The sequence below is a fragment of the Pseudenhygromyxa sp. WMMC2535 genome (assembly GCF_011083025.2).
On sequence record NZ_JABJWV010000001.1, the window covers coordinates 6,093,250 to 6,115,081 of the forward strand.

At 69.9% G+C, this 21,832-nt stretch carries 15 protein-coding genes; 6 read left to right on the forward strand and 9 right to left on the reverse strand.

Annotation, left to right across the window (positions count from 1 at the left end):
* Nucleotides 1-7: 7 nt before the first annotated feature.
* Nucleotides 8-1,447: an ABC transporter permease gene (locus G6O69_RS23585; protein ID WP_172305768.1), complete on the forward strand. Its 1,440-nt coding sequence runs from the start codon at nucleotides 8-10 to the stop codon at nucleotides 1,445-1,447.
* A gap of 73 nt (nucleotides 1,448-1,520) precedes the next feature.
* On the opposite strand, the gene G6O69_RS23590 is transcribed toward G6O69_RS23585, so the two are convergent.
* The 3 genes from G6O69_RS23590 to G6O69_RS23600 all read right to left on the reverse strand — a co-directional run bounded on the left by G6O69_RS23590 (nucleotide 1,521) and on the right by G6O69_RS23600 (nucleotide 5,892).
* Nucleotides 1,521-2,309, reverse strand: coding sequence for a tetratricopeptide repeat protein (locus G6O69_RS23590; RefSeq protein ID WP_172305769.1), 789 nt, complete (start codon nucleotides 2,307-2,309; stop codon nucleotides 1,521-1,523).
* Between the two features lie 472 nt (nucleotides 2,310-2,781).
* Nucleotides 2,782-3,069, reverse strand: a complete 288-nt coding sequence (locus G6O69_RS23595) for a hypothetical protein (protein ID WP_172305770.1) — start codon at nucleotides 3,067-3,069, stop codon at nucleotides 2,782-2,784.
* 87 nt (nucleotides 3,070-3,156) lie between these two features.
* Nucleotides 3,157-5,892, reverse strand: a complete 2,736-nt coding sequence (locus G6O69_RS23600) for a serine/threonine-protein kinase (RefSeq protein WP_172305771.1) — start codon at nucleotides 5,890-5,892, stop codon at nucleotides 3,157-3,159.
* 115 nt (nucleotides 5,893-6,007) lie between these two features.
* On the opposite strand from G6O69_RS23600, the gene G6O69_RS23605 reads away from it, so the two are divergent.
* Entirely contained in the window at nucleotides 6,008-6,427 is a 420-nt protein-coding gene (locus tag G6O69_RS23605; RefSeq protein ID WP_172305772.1) for a VOC family protein, read from the forward strand.
* A gap of 117 nt (nucleotides 6,428-6,544) precedes the next feature.
* On the opposite strand, the gene G6O69_RS23610 is transcribed toward G6O69_RS23605, so the two are convergent.
* Entirely contained in the window at nucleotides 6,545-6,958 is a 414-nt protein-coding gene (locus G6O69_RS23610) for an STAS/SEC14 domain-containing protein (RefSeq protein WP_172305773.1), read from the reverse strand.
* A 405-nt stretch (nucleotides 6,959-7,363) separates the two neighbouring features.
* Nucleotides 7,364-8,224 carry a hypothetical protein gene (locus G6O69_RS23615; protein WP_172305774.1) on the reverse strand — a complete coding sequence of 287 codons (861 nt, stop codon included), beginning with the start codon at nucleotides 8,222-8,224 and terminating at the stop codon, nucleotides 7,364-7,366.
* A 79-nt stretch (nucleotides 8,225-8,303) separates the two neighbouring features.
* On the opposite strand from G6O69_RS23615, the gene G6O69_RS23620 reads away from it, so the two are divergent.
* Nucleotides 8,304-9,362 carry a hypothetical protein gene (locus tag G6O69_RS23620; RefSeq protein WP_176397043.1) on the forward strand — a complete coding sequence of 353 codons (1,059 nt, stop codon included), beginning with the start codon at nucleotides 8,304-8,306 and terminating at the stop codon, nucleotides 9,360-9,362.
* Nucleotides 9,363-9,385: 23 nt separating this feature from the next.
* Here G6O69_RS23620 and G6O69_RS23625 read toward each other — a convergent pair whose 3' ends face one another.
* Entirely contained in the window at nucleotides 9,386-9,910 is a 525-nt protein-coding gene (locus G6O69_RS23625; protein ID WP_217909897.1) for a DUF4188 domain-containing protein, read from the reverse strand.
* A 47-nt stretch (nucleotides 9,911-9,957) separates the two neighbouring features.
* On the opposite strand from G6O69_RS23625, the gene G6O69_RS23630 reads away from it, so the two are divergent.
* Nucleotides 9,958-10,710 carry a TetR/AcrR family transcriptional regulator gene (locus G6O69_RS23630; protein ID WP_172305777.1) on the forward strand — a complete coding sequence of 251 codons (753 nt, stop codon included), beginning with the start codon at nucleotides 9,958-9,960 and terminating at the stop codon, nucleotides 10,708-10,710.
* Here G6O69_RS23630 and G6O69_RS23635 read toward each other — a convergent pair.
* A complete protein-coding gene (locus tag G6O69_RS23635; RefSeq protein WP_172305778.1) occupies nucleotides 10,628-11,590 on the reverse strand; it encodes a tRNA threonylcarbamoyladenosine dehydratase in 963 nt (320 codons plus the stop codon). The two genes, G6O69_RS23630 and G6O69_RS23635, sit on opposite strands and share 83 nt — an antisense overlap.
* A gap of 134 nt (nucleotides 11,591-11,724) precedes the next feature.
* Here G6O69_RS23635 and G6O69_RS23640 point away from each other — a divergent pair, with 134 nt between their 5' ends.
* A complete protein-coding gene (locus G6O69_RS23640; RefSeq protein WP_172305779.1) occupies nucleotides 11,725-16,035 on the forward strand; it encodes a VIT domain-containing protein in 4,311 nt (1,436 codons plus the stop codon).
* A gap of 102 nt (nucleotides 16,036-16,137) precedes the next feature.
* Nucleotides 16,138-17,736, forward strand: a complete 1,599-nt coding sequence (locus G6O69_RS23645; RefSeq protein ID WP_172302564.1) for an IS1182 family transposase — start codon at nucleotides 16,138-16,140, stop codon at nucleotides 17,734-17,736.
* Between the two features lie 84 nt (nucleotides 17,737-17,820).
* Here the strand turns inward: G6O69_RS23645 and G6O69_RS23650 are convergent, their stop codons facing one another.
* Nucleotides 17,821-19,164, reverse strand: a complete 1,344-nt coding sequence (locus G6O69_RS23650) for an IS701 family transposase (protein ID WP_172305780.1) — start codon at nucleotides 19,162-19,164, stop codon at nucleotides 17,821-17,823.
* A 348-nt stretch (nucleotides 19,165-19,512) separates the two neighbouring features.
* A complete protein-coding gene (gene tssI / locus G6O69_RS23655) occupies nucleotides 19,513-21,747 on the reverse strand; it encodes a type VI secretion system tip protein TssI/VgrG (RefSeq protein WP_172305781.1) in 2,235 nt (744 codons plus the stop codon).
* Nucleotides 21,748-21,832 lie beyond the last annotated feature (85 nt).

Below are 21,832 nucleotides of genomic sequence, written 5' to 3' on the forward strand. Positions count from 1 at the left end.
GGGGACGATGGGCTTCGTCGGGCTGCTCGGCCTGCGCCTGATTCGGCGCGGCGCGGCGCCGGCCTGGACGCGAGCGGCGGCGCGAGCCTGCGCCGGGGCGCTCGCGCTGACGGGGGCCGCCGCGCTCTCGGGCCTGCGCGCGGCCTGGGTGCTCGGCCCGCTGTGGCTCGCGGCCTTCGGTCTGGGCGTGGCGCTGCTCGCCCGTGCCCTGCGCCCGATGCTGGTCGTCTCGGTCGTCGGCCTGGGCCTGGGTGTGGCCAGCTTGTTCGTGGTCCTCGGCGTCGGCTCGGGGGTCGAGCAGGCCCTGGTCGCTTCGCTGACCCGGCTCAACGGCCACGCGACGATCACCAAGTACGGCCTCGACTTCTTCGAGTACGAGGCGGTGGCCCAGACCCTCGAGGCGGACCCACGGATCCGCGCCGCCTCGCCCTACGTCTTTGGCGCGGGCGCGCTCGTGGTCCTCGACGAGACCGGGGGGGAAGGGGAAGAGGGGGGAGAGGGCCCTGTGGTGGTCAGCATCAAGGGCATGGATCCCCGCCGCGCCGCCGGGCTGTCGGGGATCGAGGGGCTGTTCTCCGCGGGCAGCCTCGCCTCCTTGCGCCCGGCCCAGCCCCGCGAGGCGCCGGGGATCGTCCTCGGCGCGCGCCTGGCCCGGCGGGTGCGGGCGGAGGTCGGGGACCGGGTGCGCCTTGTCGTGCCCGAGGCCATCGGCGGTGATGTCGACGCGGCCCCCGGCCCGCCGCGGCACGGCGACTTCGTGGTCCTCGGCCTGCTCGAGACCGGCTTCGTGGAGTTCGACGCCAACTTCGTGCTCGTTCACCTCAGCGCCGCGCAGGCCGTGGTCTACGGCGAGATGCGAGCCAGCGGCGTCGAGATCGAGCTCGCCGAGGCGCGCTCGCTCGAGGGTGCGATGTCCGTGGCGCGGGCGCTGGTCGAGCTCCTCGAGCGCCCGCGCAGCGAGCGAGGGCTCCCGCCGCTCTATCGCGCGGCGAGCTGGGCCGAGCGCTCCGCCGCGTTGAACTCGATCCGTCAGACCAAGGTGGTGCTGGCCGTGATCTTGAGCCTGATCGTTGCCGTGTCTTCGGGCTCGCTGATCGGCGCGCTCTTGCTCCTGGTCCGTCGCAAGCGCCGGGAGATAGCGACCTTGGCGGCCATGGGCGCCCGGCGCTCGCAGCTCTTCTCGGCCTTCGAAGGTATCGGGGTGCTGATCGGCGGCCTGGGCTCGCTGTTCGGGCTCGGCCTGGGCGCGCTGGGCCTCGCGCTGATCGCCGCGCTGGATCTGGATCTCGACCCCGGCATCTACATGTTCGATCGCCTGCCCGTCGCGTTCGACGTCGGGGACATGGCGATCCCCTGCGCGCTGGCGGTGCTGGTCTGCGCCCTGGCGACCGGCCCGGTGGCCTGGCAGGCGGCGGGGCTGCGACCGCTCGACGGCCTGAGGGCCTGACGGCCCGAGCCCCCAAAAAGAGACGCCCGAGGCAGCAAGCAGCGCCTCGGGCTTCGGGCTTCGGGCTTCGGGCTCAGCCCTCGTCTTCGCCGCCGGCGTTCTCTTTTTCCTTGAGCTCGGCGAGCTTGGGCTGGGCGACCTCCTTGGAGTAGGTCGAGCAGCAGTCCTGCTGGATGTAGTTCGACCACTGGTCGACGGCCTTGGTGATCTCGCCCATGTCCTCGTAGACCATCGCGGCCCCGGCGTAGGCGTCCTGGTCGCCCTTCCACTCGATCTGCGCCTTCATGAAGGTGCGCAGGGCCTCGTCGAGCTTCTTGGCGGCGTACTGGGTCCGGGCGAGCTCGCGGTAGACGTACTTGAGCTTGGGGTTGAGCTCGGCGGCCTCCACGAGGACCTCGGCGGACTTGTCGAGCTCGCCCGACTCGCGCAGCGCGACGCCGTACTCGAGGGCGTACTGCTCTTTTTCATTGTCGAGCTCCCAGGCCTTGCCGAGGTGCTCGGCGGCCTTGGCCCAGTCTTCTTGCCCGGCGTAGGCCCGGCCGAGGGAGACCTGAGCCTCGGCGTCCTCGGCGTTGGCGGCCACGGCCTTCTCCAGCGGGGTCGTGGCGGCGGCGTAGTCCTCGCGGCTGAGCGCGACCTTGCCGAGGCCGACGTTGGCGCCGACGTTGTCGGTGTCTTGCTCCAGCACCCAATTGTACTGCGTCTCGGCCTCGTCGACCTTGTTGTTGCGCAGGTTGGAGGCCGCCTCCTCGAGGTTGCGGGCGATCTCCGCTTCGATGTCGACCTCCTTCTCCTTGGGCTTGCAGGCCGCGGCGGGGAGGAGCAGGGCAGAGGTGAGGGCGAGGACGAGGGCGCGCTTCATGAGGGGCTCCGGGCGTGAGCGTTATAGCGAGCCCGAGCGTGCCGCGTCCAGGATGGGCCTGGGGGGCCGTTGACGGGGCCTGGTGGCCCCGTGGGGCCTCGGGGGCCGTCGAGGACGCCCGCGCGGGGGCACGCGCAGAGGTCCTCGACGGCCCCACGGCGCCGGCCGACTACGCCGCCGCAGCGGCGCTCTCGTCAGCCGGGGGCGGTCGCCGGGCCCACCGCGGCGACCTCCCTGGCGGCATCGTGCGTCCCCCCCGAGCGCGCGATGCAACGCTCAAATGCTGCCCTGAGGTGGCCACGACGAGTCATGATGTGAGCGTATTTCATTGGTGTTTCTACGTTGGGACATGTGTGCTGTGTCCATGTTTGGCGTAGGTAATTGGAGGGCATGGAAACTTTGGTAAAAAGTGTCACTGAGTAATAAAGGCCCCGAGGGCATTGTCCCCCGGGGCCTCTCGGTGCACATATCGTTAGCCGGTTGTTCGTGTCACCGTGGTGGTGGTCAGCGAGGGGCCCCCGGAGGCCGTGGAGAACAACATGTTGCCGTCGAAGGTGACGGAGGCCGACGCGGAGGCGCCGCTGGCGACAGGCGTCCCCGTCTGGCCAGAGGGCCACGAAGACGAGGTTGTATAGATGAAGTAGATCGTGACCGCGGCGCTGTTGTCGATGCTCAGCGGGCCAGTGGTGCTGATCGACGAGGGCGAAGATACGAGCGCCCCCGTGGGGTCCTGACTGACAGTGATGGTGGGTGATGGCATTGTTTGTGATTGCGTAGGGTGTTGTTCAGGGAGAAGTGTGGCGTTTCTCCTCACCCCGCGCTGTCCCTTCTGCCAATATACTATTCACTACTCTTTGGCTTCGAGCAAACCATCTATCTCATTTATTAGCTCCGAATCTGGATAGTCCTTTTCGAGCAGGGCGCGGGCCCGCAGGAGCGAGGCCTGGGCCTTGTCGCTCTCACCGCGCTTGAGGTGAATCTCCCCCATGGCCTCGAGGGGGAAGAAGAGCTCGATGCTCTGGTCGCCGAAGAGCTCCTCGAGGCGGGGGATGACGTGGGCGAAGAGCTGCCGGGCGTGGTCGTCCTCACCCAGGGCATGCAGCGCGACGGCGAGGTTGCGCTCGGCGAGGACCGCGGTCATGGAGTCCGGCGTGGTGTGGCGAAGCGCCACTTCATAGGCGTCGGCGAAGGCCTCGCGAGACGCGGCGTAGCGGCCCTCCTGCATGGCCAGGGCCCCGACGGCGGATAGGATGTCGCAGCGCAGGATGTGGTGGGGGCCGACGGCGGCCAAGGAGATGGTGTCGGCGAGCTCCGTGTGCAGGCGGAAGGCCTCGGGGTCGCCGGCGTTGTCGTAGGCCGAGGCGAGGGCCATGTGCAGCCTGGCGACGAGCTCGCTGCGGGGGCCACGCTCGGTGCTCGCGAGCTCCAGGCCCTGTTCGAGCTTGGCGATGCCCTTTTGGAGCTCGCCGGCCTGGGTCAAGGTGACACCTTCGCTGAGCAGCTTCTCGGCCTCGCTGACGGTGTCGAGCGACGCTTCGGCGGCGCCGCCGAGGCGCAGCTCGAGGTCTCGGGCGCGCTCGAGCAAGGCGACGGCTTCGTCGTCGCGGCCGCGCTTGGACAGCACTCCCGAGAGGCTGCGGACGGCCTCGGCGTGCTTCCAGGTCGTCGTGCCAGGGCCGAGCGCCTCGTAGATGGCGACGGCCTCGCGCAGCTTGGTCTCGGCTTGGGCGATGTCGCCGGCGGCCTCGGCGATGGCGGCACGATCGAAGAGCAAGATGGCGCGGCGCCGGGGCGTGGGCTCGACGTCGTCGAAGAGCGCGCGTTCGCGGTCCGTGGCCCACTTGGCCAAGATGAGATCGTGATCGGCGAGCCGCGCGATGTGTCCGATATCGCTCCACGCGTCAGCGGCGAGCTCGAGGTCGCCGCCGGCCTGGGCGATGTCGAGGGCGCGGCCGAGGTGGTCCCGGGCCGCGTCGCTGTCGCGCGCCTTGGCGTGGAGCTTGCCCAGGGCGAGCGAGCTCTCGGCGATCAGCGGGCGCCAGCCGAGGTCCTGGGCCTGCGCGAGGATCTCCTTGGCGACCTCGATGCGCGCGTCGATGGGGGCGGCCGAGGCCCGCAGCGCGCTGAGCTTGCGCTCGAGCGCCTCGATCTCCTCGCGCAGATCTTCTGCGGGGAGCTCGTACTCGACGCGCATGGCGATCTCGCCGAGGCAGTCCCGGGGGTTGTCGAGGCCGGACAGCCAGGTGCCCAGGGCCGTGGGAGAGTCCACGCCATGAGCCTCGAGCGCGCGCATATAGGCCTCGAAGCCCTGGAGCGCGCGGTCGAGGCACAGGGTCTGACGATCGAGGCTGTGCGCCGAGCGTCGGTGTTGGACGTGGAAGGCCTCGCAGCTGTGGTAGGCGGCCGTCGACCAGGCGTCGACCCAGTCTTCGGTCACGCGCTGCGCCCCGAGGGCGAGCTCGGGGTCGAGCTGCGCGGCGAAGAGCTCGCGGCGGGCCGCGGTCCAGCTCGACTCGATGGGCGCCGCCGCCTGGGCGCAGGGATCGACGGCCGCAGGGGAAGCGTCGTCCTGGTGGAGGGTGAGCGAGAGCGCCACGACGCCCACGAGCACGAGCGCCAGCGGGGGGATCCAGCGCCGCGCGGGCGGCTCGAGGGCCGCCAGCAGGCTGTTCATGTCGGGGAAGCGCGCGGCGGGGTCCAGCGACAGGCCGCGGGAGAGCGCCCGGTGCAGGCGCTTGGACATGCGCTGGCCGTCGGGGAGGGGGACCATGCCCCGGCGGTCGCGGGCGCAGCGATCTGGCCGCAGCCCACACAGGGCCTCCCACAGCGCGGCGCAAAAGGAGTACTGGTCGCTGAGCGTGTCGGTGTGCTGCTGCTCCCAGTGCTCCGGGGAAGCGTAGGCCGGGGTGCCCAGGAAGCTGCCCTGGCTGGTCACGTTCTCGACCAGGCTCGCCGTCCCCGAGGCGTTGCTGGTCAGCAGCGGGCTGCTGCGCTCGAGCTCCTCGCTGTCGATGACCTTGACCAGGCCAAAGTCGATGATCCGCACGCGGCCGTCGTCGCCGAGCAGGACGTTGTCGGGCTTGATGTCGCGGTGGATCAACCCGACGGCGTGGATCGCCGCGAGCCCGTGGCCCGCCGCGATCCAGTGGCGCAGGATCTCGGCGCGGCGAGGCGAGCTGCGTCGGACCCACTCGCCCAGGGTCTGCCCGGGCACGTACTCCATGGCGATCCACACCCGGCCCTCGTGGCGCCCGAGGTCGTAGACCGGGACCACGTTGGGGTGCGAGAGCTGGGCGAGACCTTGGGCCTCCCGGAACAGGCGCTGCTCGGCCAGCTGGCCGCTGTCGAGATTGCGCAGGAACTTGAGGGCGACGCGGCGCTGGAGCTGCTCATCCCAGGCCTCGTAGACCGTGCCCATTCCACCCGAGCCGAGGCGGCGCTCGATCGAGAAGTGGTCGACACGATCGCCACGGACGACGGCGAGGCGCGGGCTCGGCTCGCGGCGGCGCGTCCCTCCGAGGTTGCTGACGACGGTCGTCTGGACGACGTCTGCACCTGGGGAAATATCGTCGTCGGGGCTCACCGTCGCCCGGATCCTGCCAGTAAGGGCCGCAAAGCGCGACCGATAGGTCATTCAGTGGCGCTTTGTTGCCCCCCCGCGCAGAGATCCAGAGCCTGCGGCCTGCTATGAAGGGGGTGTGAGCGCTTCTGAACACTCGACCCCGCCCTGCCTCGGCCTCCACCACCTGGCTCTTCATGTGGAGAGCGCGCGATACGATGACACGCTGCGCTTTTACCTCGAGGGCATGGGCATGCGCGTGGACTGGCAGCCCGACGACTGCGCGGCCTACCTGACCTCGGGTCGCGACAACCTCGCGCTGCATCGCGTCGACGCGGTCGAGCGGGCGCACTCGGCCCTCGATCACCTCGGCTTCATGGTCCCCGATGCCGCCGCCGTCGATGCCTGGTATGAGCGGCTCTCGGCGCGGGCGGAGGCGCTCTCGATCGAGCTGCTCGGCAAACCCCGCTTGCACCGCGACGGGGCGACCAGCTTCTATCTGCTGGATCCCGCCGGCAACAAGCTCCAGATCGTCCACATCCCCAGCATCTCGGGCTGACGCTGCGGGCCGACTCGAGCCGCGCCAGAGAAGTTTCGCGTTGGCGATCGAGCTCGACTCACGCCACTGAAGGGGGGCTTCGCCGCCCGCAGTGAGGGGCTCTGCGAGACCCCTCTGCTAGTTGAGGCGAGGCGCCGGCTCGCCGCTTTCGAGCCAGCGCAGGGCCTCGGTCTCGCCGAGGAAGCTGCGCAGCTCGAGCTCGAGGCCGCTCGCAATGACCCGGACGGCCGTACGCAGTACCGAGGAGGTCACGATCAGGGCGACGCGGCGCACGCCCGATCGTTGGGCCAGGGCGAGGCACTCGCGGGCGACGGTCGGGGTGCCGGAGCCGTAGCCGGCCATGTCGCGCAGATCACAGAGGACACGTGGTGGAGGTTGGCGCGTCAGCCGCTGCTCGAGGGCCTCGAAACGCTCACGTAGCATGGTGGCGTCGATGAGGCCCTGAAGCTCGATGCGCAGCAGCTCACCCCTCGAGCCCGCGCTGGGTTCGAGGTTGGAGTTGACCGCGCTGGGGACTTGGCTGAAGTGCATGGGACGCTGCGTGTCTTGCGATTGAGATCCGTATTTCGGCGTCCCGGCCAGACTGTTGGCCAGAATGACGGGACGCGGGGCTAGGGCGGGGCAAAAACCCTAAAGAAGTCTAGATGGTCCGCGGCAGTATACGGACCAATCACGCCGAGCTGACAGACTGTGGATCGGTTGGGGGGAGCCAACCACCGAACCTCTCCACCCTATCGCATAGATCGTCGACAGTCCACACACATGTGCGTGAAGAGTTGTTAAGGCCATGCACGAGCAGCGCAGTGGCGCTCGTGCGGGCCTGCTGGATGGCTGGGGGATCAGCTGTACTGGGATGAAACTCGCGGCCTATGGCCACGAACGATTGGTCGGGGCAAAACGCCGCAGAACGGGCGCTCGCTAGCCCTGGACCGTGGATCAGGTCAGTCGGTCGCGCCACATCTGCGCGAGGTTTCGAATGTCCGGATTCCGGGCCGTATGCGCCAAGCGAAGCAAGCTCTCGGGCCCGAGCATCGCCAGGCCTTCTCGGCGTAGGCGAGGAGCCACGGCCTCGGCGAGGCGGCCGTCGGACGCGGCCCAGCTGGCGAGCTGCTCGCGATCGAGCTCGTAGGGTGTGGCAGGAATGGCCAACCAACGCGCGCCAACGTGACGCAAGCTTGGATCTTCGTGCTCCAGCCAAACTGGCAGGAGCATGGCGATGATCTCGGGCTCGACGGCGGCGGCGGTCGCTGGGGAGGGATCGCGCAGCTGCGCCTCGGGGATCTCCAAGATCGTGGCCACGCCTTCGAGCAGGGCGTTGGGCTCCAGGCCCAAGCTCTCGATGGATGCACGCAGGGTCTCGGCGCCTCGCTGTGCAGGCGGTGGGCTGGTGGCTCCAGCATCGCGCGCATCGTCTCGAGTTGGCGGCTCTTCGCGGCTGCGGGCGAGCTGGCGATCGACGAGATCGCGCAGCCAGTCCCACGCGCCGCGGTGTCCGAGTTCGTCCGCGCGGCCGCTCAGCGGGCGGTAGCCCAGGGTCTCGAGGGTGCGCAGGCGAGCAGACAGCAATTCTTCGGCCTCGCCCTGGCCGAGCCAGCGCCACGAAAGCATGCGGCCGAGACCGAGGGCTTCGGGCTCCCGGCCGCTGCGGCTGGTGTCCTCGGCCCGTGCCTCGCGCACGTTGAGGGCCTCGCCAAAGAGTGTCCGCTTGGTGACGAGGGCCACGCGCGCGTAGCGGTCCGGGCCCCGGGGGTGGGAGAGGACGAGGGTGTAGCCGCGAACTTCGCTCCAACGCGCCACGGGCCCGTTGTACGCCGATATGCCTCGGGTTGTAAGGCGTCTCGGAGAGCTCGCGTTCAACGCGGCGCAGGACGCCATGATGAACGACGCCAAGTCCAAGCCCGCAGCCCTCGAATCCGCCCCCCTCGTTGCTCCGGGGGCCACCCCCGACCCCGCCGACGTCGATCTCGGCCGCCGCGGGGCGCTGATCCGCCTGCTGGAGGTGGGCGTCGGCGTCGCCGGGGCTGCGCTGTTGACCAGCGGCGCGCGCGAGGGCGAGGCAGAGGCCCGCCGGCCGCCGCCGCCAATCGAGCCCCAGCAACCGCTCGTATCGCTGCATGTCGAGACCGCCGCGGGCGAGAGCCTGCCGAGCTTCGCCGCCGGCGATGACCTGTGGATCGCCGGGGTCGAGGGCCAGCGCTATCGCCTGCATCTGCAAAACCACAGCCGTGGTCGCGTCGAGGTCGTGGTCAGCGTCGACGGGCGCGACGTGATCAGCGGGAAGCTTGGCGACTACGCCAAGCAGCGCGGCTACGTGATCGATCCCTTTGCCAGCCTGACCATCGAGGGCTACCGCCAGTCCTTCGACGACGTGGCGGCCTTTCGCTTCGCGGACCTGGCCGACAGCTACAGCGCGCGCATGGGCACGCCGGGGAACGTGGGGGTGATCGGCGTGGCGGCCTTCTCCGAGCGGACGCGCGCCGTCGTGCGCCGGCGGCCGCTCGCGCCGGTCGAGGGCGAGCCCTTTCCCGGGGAAGACGCGGCTCCCACGGTGGCGAGCCCGCGCTCGAGCTCGAGCAGGGCGACGACGCGCGAGGTCGCCAAGGCCAAGGGAGCCGCCAGCGGCGGGAGCGACGAGGGTCGCGGGGAGTGGGCGATGGCCGAGGACAAGGACCGCTCGGTGACGCAGCTGGGCACCGAGTACGGCGAGCGCCGCTACTCGCCGGTGGAGGAGGTCAGCTTCAAGCGAGCGCACCGCAAGAAGCCCGATCAGCTGGTGGTGGTCCGCTACGACTCGATCTCGGGGCTGCAGGCGCGGGGGATCATCCGCGACGTCGCCCCGGTGCGGACCTGGGAGCCCGAGCCGGTGCGGACCTGGGAGCCCGAGCCGCGCCGGGACTTCGCGCCCCCGCCTCCGCCCCGCGACTGGTGGCGTTGAGCAGGAGCTGACAAGCGGTGCGCTCAGGCGGCGCGCATGCGACCCGCGGCCGTCTTGAGCTCGCCCTCGGCGGGCACGAGCGGCCCGACCTTGCCCAGGCCAAAGGCCGGCATGTGGTGGTAGACGCACTCGTAGCTGCCGGGCTCGACGATATAGGTCTCGTGCCAGATGCCCATGGCGCCCTCGCCCCACTCGCGGATCCACCGTCGCCAGGCCGGGGCGTGGCTGCGCTGCTTGTCCCGGGCGTAGCGCAGCAGGTCGTCTTGCGAGCGCCAGTACTGCACCATCAGCGTGGTCCGCCCGGCGTAGCTCTCGAAGGACAGCAGCCCCGAGTCGGGGTCCTTGCTGAGCTCGCGGAGCATGCGGCCCATGCTCATGACCACGCCCCAGAGCGCCGGGAGCATCCACCACTTGTTGACGCGGGTGCCGATCAAAAAGACGACGAAGCCCTGGTCTCGGGCGACTGTGAGACGATCGTTGAAGACGGTCATGAACGGGTTCTCCTCCTCGCTCAGCGCGGCGAGGCTCGATGTTGACGGTGACAACATGAATGATGATGTTGTCACCGTCAACATAATCTGGCAGGATTTTTTTCGTGGCCCGACGAAGCTCGAGCAAGGGGCGCTACCACCACGGCGAGCTGCGCACGGCGCTGCTCGAGGCGGCGATCGAGCTGATCGCCGAGCGAGGGCTCCAGGGCCTGAGCTTGCGAGAGTGCGCGCGCCGGATCGGGGTGTCACACGCCGCGCCCTACCGACACTTCGCCGACAAGCGGGCGCTGCTGCTGGCGATCGCCCGCCAGGGCTTCACGATCTTCGTCGAGATGGGCCGCGCGGCCATGGCCGCCGTCGCCGACGAGGACGACCCTCAGGCGCGCCTCGACGCCTACGGCGTGTCTTATGTGCGCTTCGCCGTCGACCACCCCGTGCACTTTCGGGTGATGTTCTCGGCGGAGCTCGACGAGCCCTCGACCATCGAGGCGCTCGACGACGCGGTCCGGTGTGAACAGGGCGCTGGCGACGAGGCCGGGGCCGGAGCCGGGGCCGGGGCCAGCGCGCTCGCGGACGGGGACGCCGGCGCCTTCGCGCTGCTCGTCGAGGCGACCCAGGCGGTGCTCGGCGAGGACGTGGACGAGGCCGCTGGGCTCGTGGCTGCCCTCGCGGCCTGGTCGCTGCCTCACGGCCTGGCGATGCTGATCCTCGACGGGCGGATCCCCGCGGAGCAGGTCTCGACGCCGGGGCAGGTCGAGGCCCTGGCGCGCACGGTCATCGAGCAGTGGCGGGGTCCGCTGGCGCGCTCAGGCGACGGACCGCCTCGGCGGCGCAAGCGAAGCCGAAGCTCCCGGTGACGAAGCCCGCGGTCCCGTAGATCAAGTTGCGGGCGTCGCAGGTGTGCTTGCCGTTGTCGCCCTGGGGGCAGACGCAGCGGAAGCCCTCCCCGCCGTCGTAGGCCAGGGGCAGGGGGGCGGCCGGGGGCTCGAGGGAGTAGACGGCGGGGACGCCCCAGTCGGCCGCGCGCGGGAAGTCGTGGCGCTGACGCAGGTGCTTGCGCAAGGCGGCGAGGAAGGGGTCACCGGTGACGCGGCCGAGCTCGCCCACGCGGACCTGGGTGGGATCGAGGCGCCCCGAGGCGCCGCCCGAGACGATCAGCGGGAGCGCGCGCTCGCGACAGCGGGCGATCAGGTGGGCCTTGGCCGTGAGGTTGTCGATGGCGTCGACGATCAGATCGGGCGCCCGGGCGAGGAGGTCCTCGCTGGTCTCGGCGTCATAGAAGCTACGCACGCCCTCGATCGCGCAGCTCGGGTGGATCAGCTGGAGGCGCTCGGCCATGACCGTGGCCTTGGCCTTGCCGGTGGTCCCGCGCATGGCGTGGAGCTGGCGGTTGGCGTTGGTCACACACACCAAGTCGAAGTCGACGAGGGTCAGGCGCCCGACGCCGGCGCGGGCGAGGGCCTCGGCCGCCCAGCTGCCCACGCCGCCGAGGCCGATGACCATGACGTGGCTGTCGAGCAGCCGGCGCATGGCCGCGTCGCCGACGAGGCGACCCATGCGATCGAAGCGACGGTGGAGCCGATAGGGGGTCTCGACCGGCCCATCGTCGGGTTCGGCTTCCGAGTCGGGGGAGTCGAGATCGCTGGTGGGCTTGCGCAGGGACAGCAGGGCGCTCGCTGAACCGCCCCTTTGGGGCTGCTCCCAGGGCAGGGGACGCAAAGAGGTGTCGTCGCTCATGGGCCGCTCGTCGGCGGAGTATGGCACGCGCGCCGCCGCGGTCAGCGATATCGCGGATGCGCGCGAGCCCCACATCAGCGTAGAATCCGCTAGCCGCGCCGATCCACCTGGCGCCGAGCAAGCGACGGAGCCCAGTGAGCGAACCCAGCCCTTCTCGATCCTCCACGCGCAGGCGCCGACGCGGCGGCGCGACCTTCGTGCTCATGACCGCCCTGAGCCTGGGCGCCGTGAGCCTCGGCGGCTGCAAGACCCAGGCGGTGCCCGAGGCGGCGCGGGCCCTCGGCGCCAGCCTCGAGCTCGCCGCCGGAGAGGTCGTGCTGGTCGACGGCGAGGGCGACGAGCGCCCGCTGCTGTCTGGCACGCCGCTGCCCGTGGGCGCCGAGCTGCGCACCGGCGAGGGCGCGCGGGCGCTGATCCGCCTCGGCGACGGCGCCCGGGTGTTCATGCGCGGAGGCACCCGCGTGCGCCTCGACGACGGCCTGCACCTCGAAGCCGGCGACGTCTGGCTCGAGGCCCCGGCCCTCGAGCGCGGGCAGGAGGCGGCGCTGCACCACCTGGGCGAGGTCGGCGTCGCGGTCAGCGAGGGCGGCGCGAGCTTGAGCCTGGGCGAGGACGGCCGCGTGGAGATCTACGTCGCCCAGGGGCTGGCCGTGGTCACGGCTCCGGGCGGGCGCACGGAGGTCGATCCCGGCGAGCGGGCCGTGGTCGTGGGGGATCAGCCGCCGAGCGTCGAGCCGGTCAAGTTCTGGGACGATTGGACTGGAGGCATGGGCGACGCGGCTGGCATGGGCGCGGGCGCGGGCGCGGGCGTGGGCATCGTCGGCAGCGGCAGCCTCTACGCCGTCGATCACATGGCCGGCGGCCAGGCCCAGCCGCTGTCGATCCAGCGCCAGAACGTGCGCGTGGTCCTCGACGAGCAGCTGGCCGAGACCGCCGTCGAGCAGGTCTTCTTCAACCCCGCGGCCAGCGAGGTCGAGGGCTACTACTGGTTCACCGTGCCCGAGGACGCGCTGATCGTCGGCTTCGCCCTCGAGGTCGAGGGCGAGCTGATCGAGGCCGAGGTCGTCGAGCGCAAGCAGGCGAGCGCGCGCTTCGAGGCGGCGATCGAACGTCAGGTGGATCCGGCCTTGCTCGAGTGGATCGACGCCCGGACCGTGCGCGCGCGGATCTATCCGATCCCCGCGGCGGGGACCCGGCGGATCGTGTTGCGTTATCAACAGCTGATCGCGCGCAGCGAGGGCAAGCTGCGCTACCGCTACCCCATGGCCGCGCCGAGCGGGCGCGAGGCCGCGACCATCGAGGACTTCGCCCTCGAGGTCGAGCTGCGCGGGGAGCTGGTCGAGGGCTACAGCGCAGCGACGCGCAGCGAGGCGCGGATCGAGGGCAAGGATCGCAGCCGCGTGACCATGCGCCGCAGCGGCTTCGTGCCCCGGGCCGACTTCGAGCTCGAGCTGCGCGAGCGCGAAGATCGGGCGCTGATCGACGAGCCGGCGCTGCGCGTGGACCTGCTTCAGCCCGGCCGGGATCAGGCCGACTACCTGATGCTGCGCTGGCTGCCCGACGCGCGCCTGGATCTGGCGCAGGCCGAGGTCCCGCGCGGCGAGGTCGTGGTCGTGGTCGACACCTCGGCGGGCAGCGACCCGGGCGAGCACCAGGCCAAGCTCGCCGTCGCCGAGGCCCTGCTGCGCAGCCTCAGCGCGGACGATCGCTTCGCCCTCGTCGGCGCCGACCTGCGGGCCGAGGTGCTCTTCCCCGAGGACGGCCTGAGCGCGGCCACGCCCGAGGCGATCTCGGAGGCCCTCGAGGCCCTGGCCGAGCGCGGCGCGGGCGGGGCCACGGACCTCGGCGCGACCTTCGAGGAGTCTCTCGAGCGCGTCTATGGCCTCGAGCAGCCGGCGATCGTCTACATCGGTGACGCCCTGGCGACCTCGGGGGAGCTCGGCGGCGAGGCCCTGGCCGAGCGCCTCCAGCGATCCATGGCCGGCGCCTCGGCGCGGCTGTTCACCGTGGGCGTGGGCCGCGAGGTCGACGAGGCGCTGCTGCGCAAGCTGGCCGAGGTCGGCGGCGGCCGCAGCTTGCGGGTCGAGGAGCCGTCCCAGGCGGTGCTCCGCGCCCTCGAGCTCTCGGGCGCCCTCAAGACCCCGACGATCACCGAGCTCGAGGTCGAGCTCGGGAAGGGCATGAGTCAGGTCTTCAGCAGCGCCGGGGGCAAGCTCTCGCGCGGCGAGGAGCTGGTCGTGCTCGCGCGCACCCACGACGAGCTCCCGGAGACCCTGACGATCCGCGGGCGCTTCGCCGGCGAGGCCTTCAGCCACGAATTCTCGCGCAAGCTCGCCAAGGACGATGGCGATCGCCAGCGCTACGTGGTCAACCGCGAGGGGCTGATCCCCCAGGTGGTCCCGCGGCTGTGGGCGAGGGCCTACGTCGATAGCTTGCTCATGGACAACCGCGGGCCCGAGGCCGTGCGCGGCAAGGTCCTCGCGCTGGGCTACCAATATGGGCTGATGACCCCCTTCACCTCGTTCTTGGCCCTCGAGAGCGAGTCCGCCTACGCCCGCGCGGGGATCGAGCGGCGCGCCCGGGAGTTCCCGCGGCTGACCGACGCCAGCTGGGTGCGGGGGAGGGTCGGTGAGGCCGAGCGGGGAGAAGAGCGGTGGCAAGGGCTCTCGACGGGGCTGAGCGTGGGCGGCAGCTTGCTCGGCTGCTCCTTGGAGGACGCGGCCGAGGACGCGGCCGAGAGCGCTCGCGAGCGGCGCGAGGGCGGCGGTGGTGCGAGCGAGCTCGACCACGAGCTCGGGCGCTCGAGCCTCGGCCCGGCGCCCTCGGCCGCGCCGGTCCGCGGCCGGCTCGAGACCAAGGTCGAGGCTGACGCCGGTCTGGGCTGGGAGGGGCAGGCGCCCGAGCCCGAGAGCGCCGCGCTCGACGAAGAGTCCAAGATCATGCCCCGGGCCCGGGGGGTGTTTCGCTTCGACGTCGATGCGGTCGAGGACGCCAGGGGAGTCGTCGATGGGGAGGTCTCCATGGCCCTGACGACCGTGCCGAAGTGGGTGCGAGAGGGCACCTCGGCCGAGCTGCTTCGTCGGCGCTATCGCGGCCAGGTTCGCTTCTCGAGCAGCGGCGTCGAGCCGTTGGCCGCGGCGGCGTGCAGCGACGCGTCGACGCGCGGCCTGGGCACGCGCCGCAACATGTGGGCGCGCCAGCTCGATCGTCAGTCGACCATGAACGCCCGCCTGCGGGCCTACGAGGTCGCTGTTGCGACCTGCGAGATCCAGCGCTGGCGCGAGCAAAAGGCCTTCCTCGAGCTGCTCGCCGCGCGGGCGCGCACGGAGGAGGAGATCCGCCAGCTCCTCGGCCACTTCTCGGCCGACGAGGACGCGCTGACCTTCCTGTCCCAGGCCCTGCTGCGCCGGCTCGTCGATCCCGGGCTGATCGCCGCCGTCGTCTACGCCGAGTTCGGCAGCACGGTCGACTGGTACGCCCTCGACGGCCAGCTGCTGACCACCGACGACCCAAAGCGGCGGATCCAGCTGATCGACCAGGCCCTGCTCGCGGCCCCGGGGGACCCCGACGGCGAGCGCCGGATGATCGCCGAGCTCGTCGCCCAGGGGCGCCGCGACGAGGCCATCTCTCGCGGGTTGAGCCTGCGCGATCAGGGCCTGCTGACCTCGGAGCTCGTGGTCGTGGTCGGCGAATTGCTCGTCGACGCTGGCCGCGAAGACGAGGCCCGGCGGCTCTACTCGGAGATCGTCGAGTACGCCCCCGACAGCGTCGCCAACCGCAGCCTGCTCGGGGATCTGTTCTTGCGCCACGGGTGGTTCGCCGACGCCTACCGCCAGTACGAGCGGCTCATGGACATCGACGAGAGCGCCGACGCGGCGATCCGCCTGGCTCGCGCGGCGGCGGGCACCGGGCGCACGGACGAGGCCCTGCGCCTGCTCGAGCGCGTCTACGCCGGCGAGGGCAGGCCCGGGGCCGACGATCCGCGGCGCTGGGCCAGGGTGCACGCGGCGGTGATCCTCGCCGACTTGCTGCGCTCGGATCTCGAGCTGCCCCGCGCCAAGCTCGAGGCCGAGCTGCGCGCTCTCAACCTCTTCGAGGGCGCGAGCACCTGGGAGCTGCTCGTCTGGGACGAGCTCGGCGCGGACCTGGTCTTGGTCCCCGAGCCGGGCGCCCCCGCGCAGCTGGCCAGCGATCGCGTCGACGCCAAGGGCACGGGGCTCTACGCCCTGCAGCCCGGAGGTGACGCGCCCCTCGTCGTCCGCCACGCGGGCCTGGTGCCCGCGCGGGCGGTGAGCTGGCGGCGGATCAGCCTGCGCTGGGACGGCGAGGCGTTCTCGATCGACTCCCAAAGCGGGAGCATCGCCGCTCAGGAGGCGCGCGCCGAGACCGATGGTGATGGTGATGGCGCGGGGGAGGATGAGGCTGCGCCCACGGACGATCCCTAGAGCGGCGATCAGTTTGAATTGTTAATAGATTCCGATCGCTTAGCGGCGCGGTTCGACAACGTCTGGCGGTCGTGATCCCGTAGGCCTCGCACGAGGCCACGCATGACGCTCCCCCGCTGGAACCCTCCCGTCACTCTGTCTCCCCGCGAAGCCCGCATCCGCAAGCGCGTCGGCAAGAAGCGCAAGCTGTTTGGCTTCCTGTGTGACCACCGGCTCGAGCTGTTCGACGACGACTTCCAAGCCGAACTCGAGCAGATGTACCGCGACACCGGAGCCGGGAAGAACCCGATGCCGCCCGCACTGCTCGCCATGGCCCTACTGCTTCAGGGCTACTCCAACGCGTCGGACTCGGAGGCCGTCGAACTCGCCGCCTGTGATGCTCGATGGCAGCTGGTCCTCGGCTGCCTTGGTTGCGATGACCCGCCGTTTTCCCAGGGCTCGCTGTTCAACTTCCGCGAGCGGCTCATCGCTCACGACATGGACCGCAAGCTGCTCGAGCGCACTCGGGAGCTCGCCAAGCGAACTGGCGCCTTCGACTTCAAGAAGCTGCCCAAGAAGCTCGACGTCGCCGTGGACTCGAGCCCGCTTCGAGGTGCGGGTCGGGTCGAGGACACCTTCAACCTCCTCGCTCACGCGGCGTGGAAGGTCGTGCTGTGCGTCGCCGAGCTACGCGCTCGACCGGCGGAGCTGCTCGTCGACGAGCTCGGCATCCCGCTGCTCGCGGAGCCGAGCATCAAGAAGGCGCTCGATATCGACTGGTCCAACCCTGCGGCCAAGAGCGCGGCGTTGAACCGTTTGCTCGGACAGATTGAGACGCTCGAACAGTGGGTCGAGACGAACCTGTCGAGCGAGAGCAGCAAGCCTCCGTTGCAAGACCAGCTCGCGCTACTCGAGCAGCTACGTGGACAGGATCTCGAGCCCGACCCCGACCGTGGAGGCCAGCGCATCAAGCGGGGCGTGGCGAAAGACCGGCGTGTGTCCGTCGAGGACCCCGACATGCGTCACGGTCGCAAGACCAAGACGAAGTCCTTCAACGGATACAAGCGCCACGTCGTCGTCAGTCTTCACACCAAGCTCATCCTCGCTGTGACGGTGGCTCCGGCGAACCAGCCGGAGAAAGACAGCCTCCCCACGCTCGTCGACCGAGTCGAACATCTGGGCCTCGAACTCGCGAGCCTGCACTTCGACCGGGGCTACATCGAGAGCTCGGACGTCCCCGAACTCGTGGCCAGCGGCGTCGAGGTCATCTGCAAGCCATGGCGGCAGTCCAACGGCGACAAATTCGCCAAGACCGACTTCAGCCTCGACTTCGCCAGCCAGACGGTGACCTGCCCAGGGGGACAGACCCAACCCATGCTCCTCGGCGAGAGCGCCCGCTTCGAGGCTGATGTCTGCAACGCCTGCGAGCTCAAGCCCAAGTGCACGACCTCGGACCGGGGCCGAGGCCTCCGAATCGCCGCCAACGAGCCGTTGCAAGCGAAACTACGGGTCCTCCAACGAGCACCGCGCGGACGCGCGCGACTGCGACAGCGCGTCGTCGTCGAGCATACGCTCGCTCATGTCGGCCAGCGCCAAGGCAACCGAGCTCGCTACCTCGGCATGCGCAAGAATGAGTACGACTCCACGCGAGCGGCAGTGCTCGTCAATCTGCAGGTCATCCAGCATGAGCTGGAGTGCCCGAAGCTGGCAAATGCGGCGTAGCTCACCGAATTCAAACTGGTCGCCGCTCTAGTACGACTTGATCACATCCGCGAGGGCCTGATCGGTGGCCCCCGTGGGTCGATGTCACGTCCGCACATGGGACAGTGACCCAGCAAGTGAAGCAAGACCACTTGTAGCAACGCTCGGAATGCCTGGATGGTCAGCCCGGGCTCGGCTCGCTGTGCTTTCCGCCTCCGGGTCCTCCGGGGAAAAAATCACGCGGTGGAGCGTGAGAAAGGCGTGAGCTGCGGCGACCAGGGCGACGTGGTGGTGGAAGCCTCGCCATGTTCGTCCCTCGAAGTGGTCGAGGCCGAGCTCCCCTTTCATCTCCTGGTAGTCCCGTTCGATCCGCCAGCGAAGCTTGGCCAGGTAGACCAGCCTCTTGACCGTGGTCTTCGCGGGCAAGTTCGACAAATAAAACGCGGTTGGCTCCTTCTTCTTGTAGGACCACTCACACAGCAGCCACTGCACTTCACCCGGTGGGTGCCCTGACCGATGCCGGTGCGCGGTTCGGATGCGTAGCACCGCGAAGCGCCGCCGCTGAGGCCCGCGCGTCCCGTGGCGCCATTCGACGTGACGGAAGCGCCTAGCAGGCAAGCTCTTCGCCAGCTCTTCGACCGAGACGGGCTCGACTCCTTCGGGGGAGACCCACTTTGTTCGTGGCCGGCCCCTGGTGCCGGGAGCTTTGGACGGAGGAGGGCTCGGGCACGTCCCTGGCGGCCATACGACCGCGTTGCCGGAGATGCGCAGTACGTAGTGGAGCCCGCGTTCTTCGAGTCCCTTGCGGAATTCCGTCGAGTCGCCGTAGGCCGCGTCGGCGAGCACCGGTCGAGGCGCGAGCCCCCACTCGAGGGCGCGGTCGAGCATGCCGAGGCCGAGCTCGAGCTTCGTTTGATGGGAGAGCTCCTCGGGGACGCCTGCCTTGGTCCGGCGCCTTGGGTCGTTGGCCCAGACCTCGGGAAGAAACAAGCGCATGCCGATGCAAGCGCCGCCCGCCTCGCTGGCGAGGTGGAGGCTTGCTGCGACCTGGCAATTGTCGACGCGGCCCATCGTCCCCGAGTACTGACGCTGCACCCCGACGGAGTGCTTGCCCTTCTTGGGGAAGCCGGTGTCGTCGATGACGAAGGCGTCGAGGCCCGGGAGCTTGTCCTCGACGCGCAGGGCGAGTCGGCGAAACAGCTCCCACTCGTCCCAATCAGCGATCGAGATCGCCTGCTGGAGTCGCTGGCGGATGGCTTCGCTGTCACCGGGCGCGGCTGCGAGGCGCTGAGCGATGGGCACCATGCTCTTGCGCTCGCCATCGAGGAGAAGCCCACGCATGTAGTTGGCGAGGGCCTCGCGCCGCTCGCTGCGACCCATCTGATGAGTGATGTAGCCGAGAAACTCCTCGAGTTCGGCCCCCACCCGGGAGATTTGTTCTGGAGTCACCCCCGTAGCAGATCACAGATGGGGATCGTTGTCGATCCCCATATGACCAAGTAGTCCTAGGAGCCCGTGGTGGAACCCAGCGCGGCTCCTGGCGCCGGGATTTTCGTCGAGGGCGCGGAGCCAAAACGCTGCTGTACCGGGCGTACTGCAAGTTTTGGCGACAAAGCCCTCGGCTAAAAGACCAAGCCAGGTGTCGTGTTGGGTTTCACCACGGGCTCCTAGGCGTGTTCACCCGGCGCGGGTATGGGCGCAGGCGTGTGAGCGCAGCGTTCCAGGTGGAGGGCCTGGGCGCTGCGTCGCAGTCGAGGTCGCGCGCGGGAGGAGACGCGGGCCTGGCTCCGCGCAGGCTCAGTTTTGGTTGACCTTCTTGGCCTTGGTGTTGACGTTCTTCTTGCTCTTGATGTTGATGTCCCCGCTGCCATCGATGCTGATCTTCTTGCCCGAGATCGCAATCGTGCCGTCCTTCTTCAAGGTGATCGACGCGTCCCCGCAGGCGACCACGAGCTCGTCTTCGATGGTGATCTGCGCCGTCTTGTTGCCGACGACCGCGATCTCCTTCTCCGCGCTGAGGCCAAACTTCCCGCCGGTGCTCAGCTGCTTGTCCTCGGCCGCGCTCTCGCGGATGTTCTTGGCCTGGACGGTCTTGTCCTCGGCCACGGTCTCGCTGCTCTCCCCGCCCACGGTGGTCGTCATCGCCTCGCCCACGGTCAGCGAGTAGGCCTCGCCCACGAGCACGGTCTTGCCCTCGCCCACGGTCTGCGTGGCCGCCTGGGTGATGGCCTCGGTTCGGCTCGCGCCGACGGTCTCGGTCTGATTTTGGGCCACGCTCAGGGTCTGGTTGGCGCCGATGATCTCGGTGCGGTTCTTGCCCACGCCCAGGGTCATGTTGGCGCCGATGATCTCGTCGTGGTCGTTGCCGACGGTGATCTTGCGGTCGTTGACGATGCTCGAGGTCTCGTCGTGGCCGACCACCTTGGTGCGGTTGTTGCCGATCTCGATGTACTCGTTGTGCTTGACCAGCGAGGTCTTGTCGTTCTCGATCACGATGTCGAGATCCTTTTGCCCGTGCATGTGGATCTGCTCGCGGCCCGCGGCGTCCTCGAAGCGCAGCATGTTGTAGCCGCCGCCGCCCGGGGTCGAGTTGGTCCGCCACCCGCTTTGGGACTTGTTCTCGGGCAGGGAGAAGGGCGGCGGGTTGTCGCCGTTGTAGACGCAGCCGGTGACCAGCGGGCAGTCGGGGTTGCCCTCGAGGAATTCGACGACGACCTCCATGCCCACGCGGGGGATGAACTGCACGCCCCAGCCGAGCCCGGCCCAGGGCTGGGCGCAGCGCACCCAGCACGAGGCGTCGGCGTCGTAGCTGGGCGTCTCTTGCCAGTGGAACTGGACCTGGATGCGCCCGTGCTCGTCGGTGTGGATCTCGTCGTCGCCGACCACGGTCGCGGTCTGCGGGCCGTGGACCCGGGGCTTGGGCGTGTGGCGATGCGGCCGGTACTCGGTCTGCGCGGGGATGCAGTGAAACTCGTTGTGGTAGCGCGCCGGGCCGTCGCCCTCGCTGACGAACACGTGGCTCAGGCGGGTGATCAGGTAGCTGCCCTCGAGCTCCGGGGGCGCGTGGACCAGCTCGAAGCGCTGGCCGGGGGTGAAGCCGGTCACGTTGCCGCGGCCGAAGAGCTGGGCCTCGTGTCTGCGCGCGGCGGCCAGCTGATCGCCGACCCGCTCGGCCAGGTCGTCGTCGAGGTAGCGCCGGCGCATGTGGGTGTAGATTCGCCGCTCGCGGCCGCGGGCGTCGGCCTCGTGCCTCGGCTCGGAGAGCAGGTCCGCGGGGCTGAGCCAGTCGAAGTCGCGCTGGAGGATCGCCGTCACGGTCAGCTCGCGGGCGAGGCCGAGCTCGACCACGGACTCGCGCGAGGCCTGGTCGGCGCGGTCGAGGATCAGCGGGACCTCGGCGTCGCCGTCGAGGCTCTCGAACTCGGCGTATTGCATGTTGTCGTCGCGCAAGGTCATGCACTCGACGCCCGCGCCGTGCTCGTGGACGAAGTCGTAGGCGATGCCCTCCTCCTCGAGCAGCCGGGCCACGAAGTCGAGGTCGGACTCGCGATACTGCACGCAATACTCGCGCGGCGCGGCGCCGCGGGAGAGCGCGCCGAGGTCGACGCTGCGTCCATAGGGCGCCAGGGCCTCGTCGAGGACCTGCTTGACGATGTCCTGGACCGACAGGTGCTGGAAGATCCGCGAGTTTTGGCCCTGATCGAGGAGCGCGAGGGCGGGGACGAGGTGCAGGGCGTAGTGGAAGCGGTGATCGTGGCCGCCGAGGTCGTCGATGCGGGCGATCACGCCGTAGCTGTGGCGGGTCTCGAGGCCCTCGCGCAGGAGCACGAGCTCCGCGTCGGCCCCGAGCAGGGCCTCGAGGTCGATGGCCGCGGAGGAGCTCAGCTCGAGCTCGATCTGATAGGGCTCGTCGATGGCCTCGGAGATGTGCGCGCTGCGGACTTGCCAGGCGTTCTCTGGTCCGTCTGCGCAGCGCAGTTCGACCGCGAGCGCGCCGATCGGCTGGGAGGTGATGGGCTCGAGTGGTGACACGGGTGGGCTCCTTGTCGAGGGCGGGAGGGCTGGGGCGAGCGCGACCGCATGCGCGCGGGCCTCGGGTGTCGCCTCGACCTGTTCG